Genomic DNA, 17,659 nt, shown 5'->3' on the forward strand with positions numbered 1-17,659 from the left:
AGGTTCCAGCGGCACCGCTGTGGGCGGGGTCTGCGGCCGGGGCGATGCGGGGTAGCGGGCCAGCTGCTCGGGCGTGGCTTCCAGTGCCGGCACCTTGTTCTTGGCGCCGCGCGAGCCCAGGGACGCCACGAACTCCGTTTCGGTCGGCATGGGGTCGCCCTCGGAGCGCTCCAGCACATCGCCGCGGAAATACACCGTCAGCTTGCGGGTTTGCGCCTCTTCACCCGGGCGTTTGAGCGTGAAAACGTATTCCCAGCGGTCGGCATGGAACAGGCTGGTGACCAGCGGCGTGCCCAGGATTTCGCGCACCTGCTGGCGGCTCATGCCTGGCTGCAGCGCCTCGACCTGCTCGCGCGAAACGAAGTTGCCTTGCACGACATCGACCTTGTAGGGCGTGACGATATTGGCAATGCGGGTGCTGGCTCCATCCAGGCTACTGCAACCAGCCAGGGCGGCCACGCCGGCACCGATCAAAAGGACCAGGCCCAGGCGGGCGCTGCAACGGGCTTTGACGGGCATGGGTAAAAGGGCTGAGGATATGATCATTCCATTGTAGCGGCAGGCCCTTCGTGCTCCCGGCCCCGCCCGCATCCCCCGAAAGACCATGCCATGACCAACATCGACGAACTCAAAAGCACGGGGCTCAAGGCCACCCTGCCTCGCCTGAAGATCCTGGAGATCTTCCAGAAAGGCGGCCAGCGCCACATGACGGCCGAGGACGTCTTTCGGGTCCTGCTGGAAGAACGCTCGGACATCGGCCTGGCCACGGTGTACCGGGTGCTCACCCAGTTCGAGCAGGCGGGCATCCTCATCCGCAGCAATTTCGAAAGCGGCAAGGCTGTCTACGAGCTCAACGAGGGTCAGCACCATGACCACTTCATCTGCACCGTGTGCGGCAAGGTGGAGGAGTTCTACGACGCGGAGATCGAAAAGCGCCAGCAGACCGTGGCCAAGTCCAAGGGTTGGGTGGTGCAGGACCACACCATGGCGCTGTACGGCCAGTGCGCGTCGTGTGCAAGCAAGTAATCCCCGCTGAGTCGCCTTTGGCGCCTTCCCCCAGGGGAGACGCACCCACGGGCCCGGCAAAGGCGATCCACGGGTGCACCGGCCTCGGCAGCGTCCGCATCGCCGCCTTTGATAAGAATCGGCCCTAGCGCTTGCGCATCAAGCACCAACAGCTATCGAATAAGTAGCACTATCCACCGGTGTCGCGTTCCATGGCGCGGCGGTGGCGCTCCACGAATTCCTGGTAGGTGTCGATGCCGCGCAGTTGCAGGATGGTGTTGCGCACGGCGGCTTCGACCAGCACGGCGATGTTGCGGCCGGCCACCACCTGGATGACCACTTTGAGCACGGGCACGCCGAGCACGTCCTGAGTGAGGGGCTCGTACGGCAGGCGCTCGTAGTCGCGCTCCAGCGTCTCCTTGCGCACCAGGTGCACGATGAGCTTGAGGCGCATCTTGCGGCGCACCGCCGTCTCGCCAAAGATGGCGCGGATGTCCAGCAGGCCGATGCCGCGCACTTCCAGCAGGTTCTGCAGCAGCTCGGGGCACTTGCCTTCGATCGTGGTCTGGTTGATGCGATAAAGGTCCACCGCATCGTCTGCCACCAGACCGTTGCCCCGCGAGATCAGCTCCAGGCCCAGCTCGCTTTTCCCCAGGCCGGATTCGCCGGTGATCAGCACGCCCAGGCCCAGGATGTCCATGAACACGCCGTGCATCGTCGTGCGGTCGGCAAAGTGCTTGGACAGGTAGGCCCGCAGCACGTCGATGACGAACGCCGACGACTCGTGCGTGGAGAACATTGGAATCTGCGCGCGCTCGCACATGGATACCAGTTCGTCCGGAGCCGACTGGTTGTCGGCCAGCACCAGCACGGGCGGCTCGAGCGTCACGATGCGCGCGATGCGCCGCTTGCAATCGTCGGGCGACGCGCTGCCGAGGTAGGCGATCTCGCGCTCGCCGAGGATCTGCACCCGGTAGGGGTGGATGTAGTTGAGGTAGCCGACCAGATCAGCCCCGGAGCGGGCCGATCGAACGGCCACCTCGTCAAAACGCCGTTCGGAGGCCCCCAGCCCCGCCACCCATTCCCACTTCAGCAGGCCGCGGAACTCCTCGAAAAGGACATCGGCGCTGACGACATTGGGCTTCACAGCGATGAGGGTGTAAGGGGGATGAGGGGACGCAACCCGCAGCGGCTCAGGCGGCCTGGGTGGACTGCCAGCCAGCGATGGTGCCGTGCAGTTCGGCCGCGTCGGTGCAGGACTTGAGTTTTTCGCGCAACGCGGAATCGCTCAGCAGCTCCGCGATTTCGGAGAGGATCTCCAGGTGTTTTTGCGTGGCAGCCTCGGGCACCAGCAAAAAGATCAACAGCCCTACCGGCAACTCGTCCGGCGCGTCGAACCCGATGGGGTTGAGCAGCTGGAACACCGCCGCCATCGGCGCCTTCAGGCCCTTGATGCGGCCGTGGGGAATGGCCACGCCATGGCCCAGCCCGGTGGAGCCCAGGCGCTCGCGCGCAAACAGGCTGTCGGTGATCAATGCCCTCGACAGGCCGTGCTGGCTCTCGAACAGCAGACCCGCTTCTTCAAAAGCACGCTTCTTGCTGGTGGCGTCCACACTCACGAGCACTTGAGCGGGGGGCAGGATGGAGGCGAGTCGGTTCATGGTCAAGGTAACAATTATGCACATCTTGGCGAAAACCCTGAGTACCAGGGTTTGCCATTATTGGCCGATGCATGGTCGCGGCTCCATGGGCTGACAGGCTTTTGCACAGAGAAACAATACAAGGGACGGCACGCCGGGGGGCAACAAAAAAACCGCCCCAGGGGGCGGCTGCTGTGCCAGGCACGAGAGCTGCGCATCAAACGTGCAGTTCGCGCTTGGCGGCTTCGTGGTGATGGTCTTGCAGGCGATCCTTGTGGCGCACGACCTGGCGATCCATCTTGTCGACCAACTCGTCAACGGCGGCATACAGGTCGGAGTGGGAGCTCTCGGCAAACAGGTCGTTGCCTTTGACGTGGATGTTGCATTCCGCTCGCTGGCGCTTTTCCTTCTCCTTTTGCTTCTCTACTGTCAGCAGTACCTTGACGTCGACAACCTGGTCGAAATGGCGCGTGATCCGGTCCAGCTTGGTGGTGACGTAGCTGCGCAAGGCAGGGGTAACTTCGAGATGGTGACCGCTGATCGTCAAGTTCATAAATAAGTCTCCTGTGACACGCTCTGTGGAAGAAAACGCCGCCCTGGATCAGAGGAGCGGCCCGACGAACTTGGATGCATCCTGTTGGCGTGAGGTCACTATGCCCCCGCCCACCCTGAAAAGCAATCCCATTCCGCCCCGGCCTGCTGGGTTATGCCGGGCAAGGTGCCAAGCCCCGGAAATGCGCGCACAATGGGCGAGTTCATCGAACACGTGGCAACCCTTCCGCGGCTGCTTTCGCACCTTCGCCCCCCGCCTCCCTCTCTCGGGGGCCATGGGGGTCCGCGTAAAATTCGCGCGTTGCGCGCCGCCCGGCACGAATCCCCCGGTTCCATCCTGCCGCGGCACACGGCCTGCACGCTGCGCAAACCCGATCCGATCGTCCCACCCACACCATGACCCAGCCCAGCTCCAACGCCCTGCATACCTCCGCCCTCACCTCGCTGCCGCTGCTGGCCCGCGGGAAGGTGCGCGACAACTACGCCGTGGGCGACGACCGCATCCTGATGGTGGCCAGCGACCGCCTTTCCGCCTTTGACGTGATCATGGGCGAGCCCATTCCCGGCAAGGGCGAGCTGCTCACGCAGATGGCGCTTTTCTGGTTCGACAAGCTCGGGCACATCTGCCCCAACCACCTTACCGGCGATGCGCCCGAGAGCGTGGTCAAGCCGGAAGAAGTGGCCCAGGTGCGCGGCCGCTCGATGCTGGTGCAGCGCCTCAAGCCCATTCCGGTGGAGGCCGTGGTGCGCGGCTACCTGGCCGGAAGCGGCTGGAAGGAGTACCAGGAATCGCGCTCGGTCTGCGGCGTGCCGCTGCCCGAGGGCCTGACCAACGCGGCCAAGCTGCCCGAGCCCATCTACACACCGGCCGCCAAGGCCGCCGTGGGCGAGCACGACGAGAACATCACCTTCGAGCGCACGGTGGAGATGATCGGCCCGGATCTGGCCACCCGCATCCGCGACCTGAGCATCGCCATCTACAAGGCTGCAGCCGAGATCGCCCTCACCAAGGGCATGATCATTGCGGACACGAAATTCGAGTTTGGGCTGGCGCCCGACGGCACGCTGGTGCTGATGGACGAGGTGCTCACCCCCGACAGCTCGCGCTATTGGCCCGTGGAAGGCTACGAGGCCGCCCTGGCCGCCGGGCAGAACCCACCGAGCTACGACAAGCAGTTCGTGCGCGATTGGCTGGAGCAGGCGCAGGTGAACGGCAAGCCCTGGGACAAGACCGCGCCGGCACCGCGCCTGCCGCGCGAGGTGATCGAAAAGACCGCCGCCAAGTACCGTGAGGCGCTGGAACGTCTGACAGGTTAAAGACAACCCCTGAGCGGCTGCGCCGCATCCCGGCGCACCGCCGATTTCTCGGGTTCAGCGGACTAGACCGCGCCAGTTTTCAGATGAGCGCCCTGTGGTAGGGCAGAAAGCTCAGCTCAGCACCACCGAACTCAGGCGCCTGCGGTACGTGGCCACCACCGGATCGTCCGGCGGAATCTGCCCATCGGCCACTTTCACCTTGGGCGGCTCGATGATTTCGAGGATGGCCACATAGGTCTTGCGCGCAGCTTCTTCGTTCCAGCCCTTGTCGCGCATGAGGATTTCCAGCAGCTCATCCATGGCGTCCGTCCAGCGCTGGTGAGCGAGCAGCCAGCGGGCCTTGGCATAGCGGGTGTCGAAGTCGCGTTTGTTGGCGGCTATTTTTGAATCAAATTCAGCCCCAGCGCTTTCTCCATGAGCGCCAGAAGCTACGAAATCAATAGCATCCATCCATGCCTTGAGCGCACCCAGCTTGCGCGAGGTGCCGGCCTTGGCAATCACCGGGGCAAACGCCACCTTGGCGTCGTCGTCCCGGCCCAGCTGGAGCAGCAGCTTCACGTAGTCGAAGCGCGCGTCGTCGTTGGCCGGGTCGGTCACCACGGCATGCTGCAGCTTCTCGAGCGCGGTGTCGGTGTCACCGTCGGCCAGGGCGTCCAGGGCCTCTTCCTCCTGGGCTTCGGCGACCAACTCTTCAGCGGTGGGCACATGCTTGTCGAGGAAGGCGCGCACCTGGCCCTCGGGCAAGGCGCCCATGAAACCGTCCACGGGCTGGCCGTTCATGAGGAGCACGCAGGTGGGAATGCTGCGAATGCCGAACATGCCGGCCAGCTGCTGCTCCTGGTCGGAGTCGATCTTGGCGAGCTTGAAGCGGCCGGCGTATTCGGTTTCCAGCTTTTCGAGTACCGGCCCCAGCGACTTGCACGGGCCGCACCAGGGCGCCCAGAAGTCCACCAGCACGGGGACGTTCATGGAGGCGGCAACCACCTCGGCTTCAAAGTTCTCTACGGTGACGTCAATCATGGCGGGTGTGGGCTCAGTGGAAGCGGGATCGCGCTATTTTGGCCCATCGAAACAGCGGCGTGACGGTGCCGGGGGCGCAAAAAGTAAAATCGCGGGTTCCACCTACAGCGCCTGGGGCACGAGCTGCCTGCAGCCGCCCACCCCACACACCATGAAACCCATCCAGATCGGCGTCGTCATGGGTTCCAGCAGCGACTGGGACACCATGCAGCATGCAGTGCAGATTCTTGAACAGTTCGGCATCGCCCACGAAGCGCGCGTGGTCTCGGCCCACCGCATGCCCGACGACATGTTCGCCTACGCCGAGGCCGCCGCCGGCCGGGGCCTGAAAGCCATCATCGCGGGTGCCGGGGGCGCCGCCCACCTGCCCGGCATGATCGCCGCCAAGACCCCGGTGCCCGTTCTGGGCGTGCCGGTGGCCAGCCGCCACCTGCAGGGCGTGGATTCGCTGCACAGCATCGTGCAGATGCCCAAGGGCATCCCCGTGGCCACGTTTGCCATCGGCACCGCCGGGGCAGCCAACGCGGCCCTGTTTGCCGTGGCCCTGCTGGCCAATGAAGACCCCGAGCTGCGCCAGCGCCTGGAAGCCTTCCGCGCCGAGCAGACCGAGGTGGCGCGCAACATGACCCTGCCACCCGCCGCATGACTTCCAGCCAACCACTCTTGCCAGGTTCCACGCTGGGCGTGCTCGGCGGCGGCCAGCTGGGCCGCATGTTCGTGCACCAGGCCCAGGCCATGGGCTACTTCACGGCCGTGCTGGATGCCGACCCCACCAGCCCCGCCGGGCTGGTGAGCCACCACCATATCCAGACGGACTACGAAGATCCGCAAGGGCTGGCCGAGCTGGCCCGCGTGGCCGATGCGGTGACCACCGAATTCGAGAACGTGCCCGCCGCCGCGCTGGCCGCTCTGGCGCAGCAGCGGCCCGTGTCGCCCGCCGCCAGCGCGGTCTCCGTGGCGCAAGACCGTGCCCGGGAAAAGGCCCATTTTGTGGGCTGCGGCGTGCCCTGCGCGCCGTATGCCGTGATCGAGACGGCGGAGCAACTGGCCGCCGTGTCACCCGATCTTTTGCCAGGGATTTTGAAAACCGCCCGCATGGGCTACGACGGCAAGGGCCAGGTGCGCGTGAAGACTGCCGCCGAGCTGGCCGCCGCCTGGGACGCCGTCGGCCGCGTGCCCTGCGTGCTGGAGAAGATGCTGCCGCTGCACCTGGAATGCTCCGTGATCGTGGCCCGCGGCCACGACGGCGCCATGGTGCACCTGCCCGTGCAGCGCAACCTGCACCGGGACGGCATCCTGGCCGTGACCGAGGTGTATGAGCAAAATCTGCCCCCAGCGCTTGCTGCACAAGCGGTAGCAGCTGCGAAATCTGTAGCAGAAGGCCTGCAGTACGTGGGCGTGCTGTGTGTAGAGTTTTTTGTGCTGCAGGACGGCAGCCTCGTGGTCAACGAGATCGCCCCGCGCCCCCACAACAGTGGCCATTACAGCCAGAACGCCTGCGACGTGTCGCAGTTCGAGCTGCAGGTGCGCACCCTGGCCCGCCTGCCGCTCACGCAGCCACGCCAGCACAGCGCGGCCGTCATGCTCAACCTGCTGGGCGATTTGTGGTTTGCCCACGGCGGCGACACCGCGCAGACGCCGCCCTGGGCCGCCGTGCTGGCCTTGCCCGGCACGCACCTGCACCTGTACGGCAAGCGCGACGCCAAGCGCGGCCGCAAGATGGGCCACCTCAACGTCACCGGCGCCACGCCCGAGGCCGCGCGCGCCACGGCGCTGAAGGCGGCCGAGCTGCTGGGCATCGCCGCGTTCTGACCATGGTCCTCGACGGCAACGACCCCCAGGCCATCGCCGCCGCGGCCCGCGCGGTGCGCAGCGGCGCCCTGCTCGGCCTGCCCACCGAAACGGTGTACGGCCTCGCCGCGGACGCCAGCAGCGATGCGGCTGTGGCGCAGATTTTTGCCGCCAAAGGCCGGCCCAGCGACCACCCGCTCATCGTGCACGTGGCCAATGCCCAGGGCATTGCCCACTTCGCCCGAGAGGTGCCCACGTTCGCCCAGAAGCTGGTGGACGCCTTCTGGCCCGGCCCCCTCACCGTCATCCTGCCGCGCCTGCCCGGCGTGGCGACCGCAGCCACCGGCGGGCAGGACAGCGTGGGCCTGCGCTGCCCTGCCCACCCCGTCGCACATGCTTTGCTGGCGGCCTGCGCGGCCCCCGGTGACGGCGCCGAGGCCGGCGGCCCGCCCGTGTGGGGCGTGGCCGCGCCGAGCGCCAACCGCTTTGGCCGCGTGAGCCCCACCACCGCGCAGCACGTGCAGGACGAGCTGGGCCCGGATTTGCTGGTGCTGGACGGTGGTCCCTGCCAGGTGGGCATCGAGAGCACCATCGTGGATTGCACGCGCGGCGTGCCCGTGCTGCTGCGCCCCGGCGCGATCACGCGCGAGCAGATTGCGCGGGCTTGCGGCATGGCACCCCTGTCGAAGGACGAGTTGCCCGACCACACGCCCCGCGCCTCCGGCACGCTGGAATCGCACTACGCCCCCACCGCCAAGGTGCGCCTGATGGACGCCAAGGCGCTGCAGACCGGTCTGGATCTGCTGGGCGCCGAGGCAGCGCACATCGCCGTGTACGCGCGTGCGGCGCTGCGCACGAAATCGTCCAAGCTGGTGATGCGCCGCATGCCTGACGATGCCGTCGCCACGGCCCAGCAGTTGTTTGCCGTGCTGCGCGGCTTTGACGACGACGGCGTCAAGCTGATCTGGATCGAGACCCCGCCCGCCACGCCCGAATGGGAGGGTGTGCGCGATCGCCTGCAGCGTGCGGCGGCTGGTGGATGAGGGCATCCTCCTGAGCGACTTTGTCGCTCGGTGCGCCCGCCAGATGCGGGGCGCTGTTCGGGCTCGTCCAAGCCTGGGCAGGCAGGCTTGGAGCTGCGGGGCGGCCCTTGCGCGGTGTCCACTGGTCGGGGCCGCGGCAGTTCAACCGTAGCGCCAGGATTGCACATCTGCCCTGAGCACCCGCTTTACATGCATTGACTTTGCGCCGCTAAACTACCCGCCACCTTTTCTGGAGAACTACATGGCAGCAAATTGGATGCGCCGCACCGTCTTGGTCGCCGCATGTGCATCGGCCGCGTTGCTCGCGGCCTGTGGGTCGAGCACGACCGAATCGGCCATTGCGCCCCAGCGCTTCATCGCTTTTGGCGATGCCAACAGCGACGTGGGACAAAACGGCACGCGCTACACCGTCAACGATGGCAGCATCAACAACTGGACCCTGCAAGTGGCCGCCAACTACGGCAAGCCCTTGGCCGCGGCCTCGGCAGGCGGCACCAGCTACGCTGTGGGCAATGCGCGCGTCAAGATCAAGCCCGATGCCGCCGGCAACGCCAGCACGCCCACCATCACCGAGCAGATCGACACCTTCCTCGCGCGCGGCAGCTTTGGCGCGAGCGATGTCGTGCTCGTGAGCGGCGGCATCAGCGACGTGATCGCGGGCATGGCCGCCGTGCAGGCCGGCACGCAAACCGAAGCTGCCATGGTGGCTGCGGCGCGCCAGGCCGGCGAGGACTTTGCTGCGCAGGTGCGCCGCCTGGTCACCGCGGGGGCCAAGTACGTCGTGGTGACCGGCACCTACGATCTGAGCAAGACCCCCTGGGCCAAGTCCATTGGCCGCGAAACCCTGCTCAACGACGCCAGCAGCCGCTTCAACGAAGGCCTGCTCGTGGGCATCGTCGACCTGGGCGCCAACGTGCTGTACGTGGACTCCGCCTACTACGTGAACCTGTACACGGGCGTGCCCGCCAACTACGGCTTCAACAACGCCACCACCCCCGTGTGCACCTCGGTAGACCCCGCCAATGGCATCGGCATCGGCGCGGGCCAGGTGAATTCGGCGCGATGCACGTCTTCCACGCTGCTGGCAGGCGCCGACCCGGTTTCCTACGTGTTCGCGGACCCGGTGTACCTGACGCCCTCGGCGCAGCGCCAGTTCGGCACGTACGCTTACGACCGGCTGCGCGCTCGCTGGTAAGCCGGCCCCTGGGGCGTCTGCACCCCGGCAACAAAAAGCCGACCCTCGGGTCGGCTTTTTGTTGGGGCAGTGCCTTGCTACTTCACCGCGTCGAAGACCGCACGGGCCTGGGCATGGCAGAACGGCGGCTCATAGGTACCGTGGTAGGCGCCATAGTAGGCGGCAAACTCCGCGGAAGCGGGGTCCGTGGGGGCCTTGCCGCCAGGGCCGAAGGTGGCCTGGATGGCGGCGTCCACATCCACCGACGTGACGTTGGTCAGCCCCCGGCTGTCGAAGTCGGCCTTCATGACCTTCTGGTGGATGGCGGGCGGCACTGTGGGATCTCCGGCTCCGCCGCACAGCAGCACCCGGGCCTTGGGGTTCCAGCCGAGCAGATCGTTTTTCTTGGCAGCAAGGTACAGGGGATGGGTGGTGCTGGTCTGCGATCCGGTGATGAAGTCGGACTGGAACACCGCATCGCGCGCCTGGTTCGGCGTCACGCCGGGGCCGCCCGGCAGCGTGCCCGAGGTCACCAGGGTGGTGTAGGTCAGCGTGGGATGGGGCAACAGGTTCTCGATGTAGCCGGAGTACGGCGCCTTGAACGCCTGCTTCACATCCGTGTAGACGTCGCCATAGACCTTTTGCCAGGCAGTCACGAGGTACGGAACAAAGAACTGCACGCCGGCGATGGCGTCGGGAATGCGCAGCGAGCCGGACAGGTTGTAAGGGCCCGCCAGGTGCGCGCCGGCGACGACATTGAACTCCGTGCCGTAGTCGCGTTCCGCCGCGCGGTGCGCCGCCATGGACGAGTGCCCGCCCTGCGAATAGCCGGTGAACATGACCTTGCCCGACAGGCTTGCGCCCACGGCGGCCGAGGCGTTGCGCGCGGCCCGCACCGAGTCGATCACCGAGGTGGCCTCCGAGTCGGCGTGCAGGTAGGGGTGGAAGCTGTAGCCCGACTTCGCAAAGCCCAGGTAGTCGGTGGCCACGACTGCATAGCCCTGTGCGGCGTACATCGCGGCCAGCAGGAAGGTTTCAGAGTCCTGCGGGTTGGCCAGGGTGCGCGGCTTCTGTACATCGGTGCCCTTGGCGTAGGCCACCAGCGGTGCGGCCGCGGTGCAGGCGCCGGCAGGCACCAGCATCACGCCCGACGCATTGGTGCTCTCGCTTCCCTTGGCGCCCACGGTGGTGTAGTTGAGCGCCACTACCTTCACATCGCATTTGGCCTTGCCGGTCAGGGGCTGCAAGCCGCTGCCAGCGGTGCCCGCGTCGATCTGCGCGGCTGTGAGCGTGGTCACCACGGCCGGGGGGTCGATCAACGCGCCCCGATCCGGGTCGTCCGAGCCACCACAGGCAACAAGCAGCACCGCCGCGGCGGCCACACAGGTAAGGCGGAAATACGTCATGAATGCATCCTTGGGTCAAGAAAACAGGGACGCATCGTGCGCGCACCTGCGCTGCACCATCCATAGGGGATAACGCGGACCGCGCCGCGGACAAGACGCCTAGGCGACACCGGGGATCACCGAACGGCCGGTGCGGCCAGCTCAACGGCGCCGGCCGCGCGCGCCATAGGCCAGCTTCATGCCCAAAATGGTTCCGGCCAGCGCCAGCGTGATCGCGTTGGCCACCACGATGGGCCAGGCCGACAGGGTGAGGCCGTAGACCAGCCACAGGGCCACGCCCGCGGTGAACACGCTGTACATGCCCAGGGAGATGCCGCCCACGTCGCGGGTGCGGAAGGTGTGCCAGGCCTGTGGAACAAAGCTGCAAGTGGTCAGGAAGGCGGCAACGTAGCCGATCAACTCGGTGATGGACATGGAAGGGGAGAGGGAAAAGAAGACTGCGGGCCACCCGGTGGGCGCCCTCGGCTGGCAGGCCGGCCAAGGGCTCATTATTCACCGCTTCACCGCTTCACCGCTTCACCGCTTCAGTGTTCGCGTGCCGTCCAGTCGATCAGGGCGTCCAGTACCGGCCGCGCGGCGCCCGCGTTGGCATGGTTGACGATGGCCACCAGCACATAGCGTCGCCCGCTGGCCGCGTGCACATAGCCGGCCACGGCCATCACGTCGCGCAGGCTTCCGGTCTTGAGGTGCGCCGTGCCCGCGCGGCTGTTGCTGCGCCGCAGTGTGCCGTCCACCCCCGTGATGGGCAGCGAGGCCACGAGCTCGGGCATGACCGGCGACGCCCAAGCCACTTGCAGCATGCGCGCCAGCGCGTGGGCCGTCACGCGGGCATCGCGGCTGAGGCCAGCGCCGTTGTCGGCTTGTGGCGGCTCGGCGTCGCCCACCCGCACGGTCCACCACTGCCGCAGGGCCTCGCGCGCGCCATCGAAGCTGGCCACGCCGTTCTTCTGCATCGCCAGCGTCAGGAACACCTGCTGCGCCATCACGTTGTTGCTGTACTTGTTCACGTCGCGCACCACCTCGGCCAGGGGAGGCGAAACGGCCGTGAAGGCCGGCTTCAATCCGGGAGGCACCTTGCCTTCGCGCACGCTGCCGGTGAGCTTGCCGCCCAGTTCGCGCCACATGCCCTCGACCGCACGCGCGGCAAAACCGCGCGGATCCGGCGCCGCCACGGGCCATACCCGCTCGCCGCAGGCGGCCGGGTACACGCCCTGGAAACTCACCTTGGCCGGGTCGGCCAGCTCCGCACGCAAGGCCGCCCGCCAATCGCCGCATTCGGCCCCGGGCGCCGCCAGCGCCACGGTGGCCTGGCGCTGCACGCCAGCAAGCGGCGGGTCGTACTGGATGCGCGCCAAGCCGGCCGCCGCGTCGGGCACGAACGTCATCACCGAGGATTTGTAGTTGAACAGCAGCGCATCGGGGGCGGCGTTGTAGGGCCGCAGCGGCTCGCCATCGAAACGCGCCGGGTCGTGGTCGGGCACGTCGAAAGCCGTGCGGTCGAGCACGATGTCGCCCACGATGACCTGGATGCCCTGGCCCTGCAGGCGCCGCATCAGAAGCCACAGGCGCTCCATGACCAGCTTGGGGTCGCCCAAGCCCTGGATGTAGACATTGCCGCGCAGGCTGCCGTCCTGCACTGTGCCCTGCACATACACGGGCGTGTTCCACACGTAGGCAGGGCCCAGCTGCTCCAGCGCCGCATAGGTGGTCACCAGCTTCATCACCGACGCGGGGTTCACGGGCACCTGCGCACGGTGTGCCAGGCGGGGCTGGGTGCGCACATTCCCTTGCGCCTCGGTGACTAGAACGCTCAGGGACTCGCGCGGCAGCCGGGCTCGGGCAAGCGCCGCATCGACCTCGGGCGGAAGGGCTGTTGCCGCCCCCGGCAACTGGGCCAGCGCCGGGGATGCACTGGCAGCACACAAGGCAGCCGCCATCCCGGCGGCCCGCGCCCAGGAAAGGGGACGGGAAAGTCGCGATCGATTCATCATGCGGAGAGTCTAGAGCGTGACAACCGCGCACGCAGTGGGCAAGCGGCGTACTTAAACTACGCCACCGATCATCGCGCACAGCCGCCGTTGGGGCGCAGCACGGCACAACCACCGGACTGTGCAATTTCTCGATCACGCAACGCTACACATCAGGGCATCCTCCTCTATGAGCCGACTCTCCAATCTCTCTGTCGCCAAGCGCCTTGCGCTTGGGTTTTCGCTGGTGCTGCTGCTGTTGATCGGCGCCATCGCGCTGAGCATCGCGCGCTTGAACGCCGTGGCTGACGCCACGCGGGAGATGCTGCAGAACCCCATCAAGACCGAGCGCCTGGTGAGCGACTGGTCGCGCAACCTGCGCGCCGGCATCACGCGCACCGCCGCCGTCGCGCGCAGCAGCGACCCTTCGCTGGCGGACTTCTTTGCAGAGGAGAGCAAGGCCTCGTCCAAGAGCTCGGGCGAGCTGCAAAAAGCCGTGGAGGCGCTGATGTTCCTCGACTCCGAGAAGAGAATCTTTGCGGAAATCGGCGCGCTGCGCACGGTCTACCTCAAGAACCGCGACGTGATCTTCGCGCTCAAGAAAGAGGGCAAGGTGGACGAGGCCAATGCCCTGCTCGAGAAGCAGTTCATGCCCGAGGCGAACAACTACGCCGCCAAGATGGACGAGTTGCTGCGCAACCAGCGCGATCAGGTCGATGCGCTGGGCCGGGCCATCGAGGAGAACCGCCAGTCCAGCCGGCAGTTGCTGGTGGCCCTGGGCGTGCTGAGCGTCGCGCTCGCTGTGCTGTTCTCGTGGGTGCTGTCCCGCTCGGTCACCACCCCCCTGGCGCAGGCATCGGACCTGGCCAAGCGGGTGGCCGAGGGGGACCTCACCGCCACCGTTCCGCAGCACGGCAAGGATGAAGTGGGCGAGCTCATGTCCTCGCTCGCGCTCATGCAGGCCAACCTGGCCCGCGTGGTGACCAACGTGCGGCGAGGGGCGGAGTCGGTGTCCAACGCAAGCTCCGAGATCGCCCACGGCAACAGCGACCTGAGCTCGCGCACCGAACACCAAGCCAGCGCGCTGCAGCAAACGGCCGCCAGCATGGAAGAGCTGAACTCTGCCGTGCGCAACAATGCCGACAGCGCGCGCGAGGCCAACCAGCTGGCAATGGCCGCCTCCAGCGTGGCCGCCAAGGGCGGCGCCGTGGTGGGCGATGTGGTGGAGACCATGAAAGGCATCAACGAGGCCAGCCGCAAGATCAGCGACATCATCAGCGTGATCGACGGAATTGCCTTCCAGACGAACATCCTGGCACTGAACGCCGCAGTGGAAGCCGCCCGAGCGGGCGAGCAAGGGCGCGGTTTTGCCGTGGTGGCTTCGGAAGTGCGCAGCCTGGCGGGCCGCAGCGCCGAAGCCGCCAAGGAGATCAAGAACCTCATCCAGGCCAGCGTGGACCGCGTCGAACACGGCACAGCATTGGTCGACAAGGCCGGCGAGACCATGACCGAGGTCGTGAGCAGCATCCGCCGCGTCACGGACATCATGGGTGAGATCAGTGCCGCCAGCAGCGAGCAGAGCGCCGGCGTCGCGCAGGTGGGCGAGGCGGTCACCTCCATGGACCAGGCCACGCAGCAAAACGCCGCGCTGGTGGAAGAAATGGCCGCCGCGGCCAGCAGCCTGCGCAACCAGGCACACGAACTGGTGCAGGTGGTGGCAGTGTTCAAGCTCTCGGGCGAACAGGCTCGCCCTGCGCCAGCACCTGCGGTCTTGGCCAGCCCTGCCCGCCCTGCGCCGGCACGACCCGCGGCCGTGGCCGCCGGTGCTCCTGCCAAGCCTGCCATTCCCCGCACTCCGGCGCCGGCTGCCGCGAAGCCTGCAGCGCCAGCGCTGGCATCCGCTCCACAGCCTGCTCCACGCAACCCCCAGAAGGGCGGCGACGACGATTGGGAATCCTTCTGACCACTCAAAGCGCCTGCTGACTTTTTTCACGGTGCTCGCAAGGCCGCAATCAGGGCTTGCGCTGCAGCCCATGCTGGCGGCCTGGGCAAGGTGTGCAACGCAGAGTGCGGCCTTGTGCCGCCTTGCCGCAAAGGTTGCCCGGCAACGGGCACGCTGAAAAGAGCCTCAACAGGCTCGGGGGGCTCCGGGGACTCCGCGACAAGCGGCGAGCCCTGCCAGGCAGCAGGGTCTGCGGTCGACGGACACCTGACAACGCGCGGGGCCAGATAATCCCCGGATGCGTTTTTCTCCTCGTGCCATCGGCCTGCTGGCGGCGATCGTGACGGTTACCCTCTGGACAGCCTTCGTTGTGGTCGCCCGCGCGTCCGCCCATCGCACGCTCACCCCGCTCGATATTGCGCTGTTGCGCATCACTGGTGCCAGCCTGGTCCTGCTGCCCTGGGGATGGTGGATGGTGCGCCGCCGTGCCGCCGCGCTGGGCACTGCGGCCCCACCCTCGAGCCTGGCGGGCATCTCGCCCTTGCCGCTGCGCACTACTGCGCTGTTGGGGACCTTTGGCGGGCTGCTGTACGCCATGCTCGCCTATTCAGGCTTCTTCCATGCCCCCGCGACCCACGCGGCCGTGCTCATGCCGGGAAGTCTGCCGCTGTGGACGGCGCTGCTGGCCGCTGTGCTGCTGCGCGACCACATCACCCCGCTGCGTGCGGCGGGGCTGGCGCTGATCGTGGCAGGCGACCTGCTGGTGGGTGGGCACAGTTTGCTGGCGGCGTTTTCGGGCGGCGATGTGTGGAAGGGCGATGTGCTGTTCATGCTCGCCGCATCGTCCTGGGCCGTCTACAGCGTGCAGGCGCGGCGGCATGCCGTGGACGCGGTGCAGGCCACGATCGCCATCACGGCCTTTGCCTGCCTGGTCTACCTGCCGGGCTATGCGCTGCTGGTGGGGCTGGGCGCCGTTGCCAGCCGCCTGGCGGTGGCGCCTTGGAGCGAAATCGTCTTCCACATGGTGTTCCAGGGCGTGGGCTCGGTAGTGATCTCGGGCATCACGTTCACGCGCATGATCCAGCACTTCGGCCCGGTGCGGTCCACGATGATCACCGCGCTGGTGCCGGGCCTCTCGGCCATGGGCGCGGTGGTCTTCCTGAACGAGCCCCTGCACTGGAACCTGGTGGCGGGCCTGCTGCTGGTGACCGGGGGTATCCTGCTGGGCGTGCTGCGCCGCCAGCCGGCGCCGGCAGGCCCGGCGGTCCTGCCCGGCCGCACGACCCCGTGACCTTGCCCTGACCTGTTTTCCTCTCCGCGAATCTTCCTGGCTCCATGAACCTGCTTGCCTTTGACACCAGCACCGACACGCTCTCCATCGCCGTGCAGCACGGCGATGCCGTGTGGCAGCACACGGGCCCGGGGGGGGCGCAGGCATCGGCCACCCTGATTCCGGCGGTGCGCCAGCTTCTCTCGCAGGCAGGCCTGTCCTTCGACACGCTGGACGCCATCGTTTTCGGCCGCGGGCCGGGTTCTTTCACCGGCCTGCGCACGGCCTGCGCGGTGGCGCAGGGCCTGGCGTTTGGCGCCCGTGCGGGCCAGGGCGTTCCCGTGCTGCCTGTGGACACCCTGCTGGCCGTGGCGGAGGAAGCCCGCCATGCCCAGGGCTGCACGCGCGTGGTGGCGGTGCTGGATGCCCGCATGGACGAGGTCTACCACGCGCGCTGCGAATGGCTGGCGGACGAAGCCCGCTGGCGGGCCGACGCCGACTTCGGTCTCAGCGCGCCGGAAGCCGTGGCCGTCCCCGCAGGGTGGACCGTGGCCGGCAATGCGCGTGCGGCCTATGGCGAACGGCTGGCGCCCACCGCCGACCACACCGCCGCCCTGCCCACGGCCAGTGCGCTGCTGCGCCTGGCCCCGGGGCTGCTGGCAGCGGGCCAGGCTGTCGATGCCAGCGAGGCGCTGCCGCGCTACATCCGCGATAAAGTGGCGCAAACCACGGCCGAGCGCGCTGCGTTGCGCGCAGCGCAGGCGGGACCCGCCACGCCTTGAGACGGGTGGCCAAAGCACCGCCAGACACCTCCCCCACTGTATTGCACCCACTCATGAGCGCCCTGCCCACACCACCTGCCACCGCGTCAGCTACCGCTGTCGAAGCACGCTTCGAGGCGTTGACGCTCGCGCGGCTGGACGCGGTGCTGGACGTGGAGCAGCGCGCCTACTCCCATCCCTGGACGCGGGGCAACTTCACCGACGCCCTTGCCTCCGGCTACCAGGCCCAGGTGCTCATGGCGGGAGAGCAGTTGCTGGGCTACTTCGTGGCCATGATGGGAGTGGACGAGGTGCATCTGCTGAACATCACGGTCACCCCCGAATTCCAGCGCCAGGGCTGGGCGCGCGTGCTGCTCGATGCGCTCGCCCTGTGGTCGCGCGGGCGAGGCGCCCAGTGGCTTTGGCTGGAGGTGCGCATGAGCAACGTGCGCGCACAGCAGGTCTACGAAGCCCACGGCTACCGGCGCGTGGGCGAACGCAAGCGCTACTACCCCGCAGCGGGCGGGCAGCGCGAGGACGCCGTGGTCATGAGCCTGGCCCTGTGACGACGATGACGAACCCCCTCCCCCAAGCCCCTTTCACACTTTCGGTATGAGCCTTCACCTTGATGCACGGCAGCGCGCCATGCTGCAGGAAATGGGGGTGACCGTATGGGCGCCCGCTGAAACCCCGGCGCCTGCCGCTGCCGCTGCCCTAGCCCCCACCCCTGCCAGGGAGTCCGCTGCCGCACCCGCGCTGGCGCCACCCCCG

At 67.5% G+C, this 17,659-nt stretch carries 18 protein-coding genes; 10 read left to right on the top strand and 8 right to left on the bottom strand.

The genetic code is table 11. From position 1 onward, the window contains the following. Positions 1-519: outer membrane protein assembly factor BamE (locus MRY84_RS16370; RefSeq protein WP_291506768.1), on the bottom strand; the 519-nt coding region annotated here is incomplete at its 3' end. Positions 520-609: 90 nt separating this feature from the next. On the opposite strand from MRY84_RS16370, the gene fur reads away from it, so the two are divergent. After that, positions 610-1,026, top strand: coding sequence for a ferric iron uptake transcriptional regulator (gene fur, locus MRY84_RS16375; protein WP_291506769.1), 417 nt, complete (start codon positions 610-612; stop codon positions 1,024-1,026). 169 nt (positions 1,027-1,195) lie between these two features. Here fur and hprK read toward each other — a convergent pair whose 3' ends face one another. The 3 genes from hprK to raiA all read right to left on the bottom strand — a co-directional run bounded on the left by hprK (position 1,196) and on the right by raiA (position 3,198). After that, positions 1,196-2,152, bottom strand: a complete 957-nt coding sequence (hprK, locus tag MRY84_RS16380; protein ID WP_291506770.1) for an HPr(Ser) kinase/phosphatase — start codon at positions 2,150-2,152, stop codon at positions 1,196-1,198. 46 nt (positions 2,153-2,198) lie between these two features. After that, a complete protein-coding gene (locus tag MRY84_RS16385) occupies positions 2,199-2,666 on the bottom strand; it encodes a PTS sugar transporter subunit IIA (RefSeq protein ID WP_142150314.1) in 468 nt (155 codons plus the stop codon). Positions 2,667-2,862: 196 nt separating this feature from the next. Next, positions 2,863-3,198, bottom strand: a complete 336-nt coding sequence (gene raiA, locus MRY84_RS16390; protein WP_142150312.1) for a ribosome-associated translation inhibitor RaiA — start codon at positions 3,196-3,198, stop codon at positions 2,863-2,865. A 395-nt stretch (positions 3,199-3,593) separates the two neighbouring features. On the opposite strand from raiA, the gene MRY84_RS16395 reads away from it, so the two are divergent. After that, positions 3,594-4,514: a phosphoribosylaminoimidazolesuccinocarboxamide synthase gene (locus MRY84_RS16395; protein ID WP_291506771.1), complete on the top strand. Its 921-nt coding sequence runs from the start codon at positions 3,594-3,596 to the stop codon at positions 4,512-4,514. A 111-nt stretch (positions 4,515-4,625) separates the two neighbouring features. Here MRY84_RS16395 and trxA read toward each other — a convergent pair whose 3' ends face one another. Next, complete coding sequence (gene trxA / locus MRY84_RS16400) at positions 4,626-5,534, bottom strand: thioredoxin (RefSeq protein ID WP_291506772.1); 909 nt, start codon at positions 5,532-5,534, stop codon at positions 4,626-4,628. A gap of 151 nt (positions 5,535-5,685) precedes the next feature. On the opposite strand from trxA, the gene purE reads away from it, so the two are divergent. From purE to MRY84_RS16420, 4 genes are all read left to right on the top strand, one after another. Next, entirely contained in the window at positions 5,686-6,180 is a 495-nt protein-coding gene (gene purE / locus MRY84_RS16405; protein ID WP_291506773.1) for a 5-(carboxyamino)imidazole ribonucleotide mutase, read from the top strand. Further along, positions 6,177-7,346, top strand: coding sequence for a 5-(carboxyamino)imidazole ribonucleotide synthase (locus tag MRY84_RS16410; protein WP_291506774.1), 1,170 nt, complete (start codon positions 6,177-6,179; stop codon positions 7,344-7,346). The genes purE and MRY84_RS16410 overlap by 4 nt, the downstream gene beginning before the upstream one ends. Before the next feature lie 2 nt (positions 7,347-7,348). Further along, positions 7,349-8,368: an L-threonylcarbamoyladenylate synthase gene (locus tag MRY84_RS16415; RefSeq protein WP_291506775.1), complete on the top strand. Its 1,020-nt coding sequence runs from the start codon at positions 7,349-7,351 to the stop codon at positions 8,366-8,368. 241 nt (positions 8,369-8,609) lie between these two features. Next, positions 8,610-9,563 (top strand): SGNH/GDSL hydrolase family protein, encoded by a 954-nt coding sequence (locus MRY84_RS16420; protein WP_291506776.1) that lies wholly within the window; start codon positions 8,610-8,612, stop codon positions 9,561-9,563. 77 nt (positions 9,564-9,640) lie between these two features. Here the strand turns inward: MRY84_RS16420 and MRY84_RS16425 are convergent, their stop codons facing one another. From MRY84_RS16425 to dacB, 3 genes are all read right to left on the bottom strand, one after another. Further along, positions 9,641-10,948: a lipase family protein gene (locus MRY84_RS16425; protein ID WP_291506777.1), complete on the bottom strand. Its 1,308-nt coding sequence runs from the start codon at positions 10,946-10,948 to the stop codon at positions 9,641-9,643. Between the two features lie 141 nt (positions 10,949-11,089). Further along, positions 11,090-11,362, bottom strand: coding sequence for a SemiSWEET transporter (locus MRY84_RS16430; protein WP_291506778.1), 273 nt, complete (start codon positions 11,360-11,362; stop codon positions 11,090-11,092). A 110-nt stretch (positions 11,363-11,472) separates the two neighbouring features. Next, a complete protein-coding gene (dacB, locus tag MRY84_RS16435) occupies positions 11,473-12,885 on the bottom strand; it encodes a D-alanyl-D-alanine carboxypeptidase/D-alanyl-D-alanine-endopeptidase (RefSeq protein WP_291506783.1) in 1,413 nt (470 codons plus the stop codon). A gap of 220 nt (positions 12,886-13,105) precedes the next feature. Here dacB and MRY84_RS16440 point away from each other — a divergent pair, with 220 nt between their 5' ends. The 4 genes from MRY84_RS16440 to rimI all read left to right on the top strand — a co-directional run bounded on the left by MRY84_RS16440 (position 13,106) and on the right by rimI (position 17,454). Further along, on the top strand, positions 13,106-14,878 hold the full coding sequence (locus tag MRY84_RS16440) for a methyl-accepting chemotaxis protein (RefSeq protein WP_291506779.1): 1,773 nt from the start codon (positions 13,106-13,108) through the stop codon (positions 14,876-14,878). Between the two features lie 277 nt (positions 14,879-15,155). Continuing rightward, positions 15,156-16,148, top strand: a complete 993-nt coding sequence (locus MRY84_RS16445; protein ID WP_291506780.1) for a DMT family transporter — start codon at positions 15,156-15,158, stop codon at positions 16,146-16,148. 44 nt (positions 16,149-16,192) lie between these two features. Beyond that, positions 16,193-16,909 (top strand): tRNA (adenosine(37)-N6)-threonylcarbamoyltransferase complex dimerization subunit type 1 TsaB, encoded by a 717-nt coding sequence (tsaB, locus tag MRY84_RS16450; RefSeq protein WP_291506781.1) that lies wholly within the window; start codon positions 16,193-16,195, stop codon positions 16,907-16,909. A 53-nt stretch (positions 16,910-16,962) separates the two neighbouring features. Next, complete coding sequence (rimI, locus tag MRY84_RS16455; RefSeq protein ID WP_291506782.1) at positions 16,963-17,454, top strand: ribosomal protein S18-alanine N-acetyltransferase; 492 nt, start codon at positions 16,963-16,965, stop codon at positions 17,452-17,454. Positions 17,455-17,659: the final 205 nt, after the last annotated feature.

This window comes from Acidovorax sp., assembly GCF_022763525.1.
GTDB lineage: Bacteria > Pseudomonadota > Gammaproteobacteria > Burkholderiales > Burkholderiaceae_C > Acidovorax.

What these genes read in the sequence shown, in the direction of transcription:
- purE (WP_291506773.1), top strand. Translation starts at nt 5,686, where the DNA reads ATGAAACCCATCCAGATCGGCGTCGTCATGGGTTCCAGCAGCGACTGG.
- fur (WP_291506769.1), top strand. Translation starts at nt 610, where the DNA reads ATGACCAACATCGACGAACTCAAAAGCACGGGGCTCAAGGCCACCCTG.
- MRY84_RS16385 (WP_142150314.1), bottom strand. Translation starts at nt 2,666, where the DNA reads ATGAACCGACTCGCCTCCATCCTGCCCCCCGCTCAAGTGCTCGTGAGT.
- trxA (WP_291506772.1), bottom strand. Translation starts at nt 5,534, where the DNA reads ATGATTGACGTCACCGTAGAGAACTTTGAAGCCGAGGTGGTTGCCGCC.
- MRY84_RS16395 (WP_291506771.1), top strand. Translation starts at nt 3,594, where the DNA reads ATGACCCAGCCCAGCTCCAACGCCCTGCATACCTCCGCCCTCACCTCG.
- MRY84_RS16440 (WP_291506779.1), top strand. Translation starts at nt 13,106, where the DNA reads ATGAGCCGACTCTCCAATCTCTCTGTCGCCAAGCGCCTTGCGCTTGGG.
- MRY84_RS16420 (WP_291506776.1), top strand. Translation starts at nt 8,610, where the DNA reads ATGGCAGCAAATTGGATGCGCCGCACCGTCTTGGTCGCCGCATGTGCA.
- MRY84_RS16410 (WP_291506774.1), top strand. Translation starts at nt 6,177, where the DNA reads ATGACTTCCAGCCAACCACTCTTGCCAGGTTCCACGCTGGGCGTGCTC.
- tsaB (WP_291506781.1), top strand. Translation starts at nt 16,193, where the DNA reads ATGAACCTGCTTGCCTTTGACACCAGCACCGACACGCTCTCCATCGCC.
- rimI (WP_291506782.1), top strand. Translation starts at nt 16,963, where the DNA reads ATGAGCGCCCTGCCCACACCACCTGCCACCGCGTCAGCTACCGCTGTC.
- MRY84_RS16430 (WP_291506778.1), bottom strand. Translation starts at nt 11,362, where the DNA reads ATGTCCATCACCGAGTTGATCGGCTACGTTGCCGCCTTCCTGACCACT.
- MRY84_RS16445 (WP_291506780.1), top strand. Translation starts at nt 15,156, where the DNA reads ATGCGTTTTTCTCCTCGTGCCATCGGCCTGCTGGCGGCGATCGTGACG.
- MRY84_RS16415 (WP_291506775.1), top strand. Translation starts at nt 7,349, where the DNA reads ATGGTCCTCGACGGCAACGACCCCCAGGCCATCGCCGCCGCGGCCCGC.
- MRY84_RS16425 (WP_291506777.1), bottom strand. Translation starts at nt 10,948, where the DNA reads ATGACGTATTTCCGCCTTACCTGTGTGGCCGCCGCGGCGGTGCTGCTT.
- raiA (WP_142150312.1), bottom strand. Translation starts at nt 3,198, where the DNA reads ATGAACTTGACGATCAGCGGTCACCATCTCGAAGTTACCCCTGCCTTG.
- dacB (WP_291506783.1), bottom strand. Translation starts at nt 12,885, where the DNA reads ATGGCGGCTGCCTTGTGTGCTGCCAGTGCATCCCCGGCGCTGGCCCAG.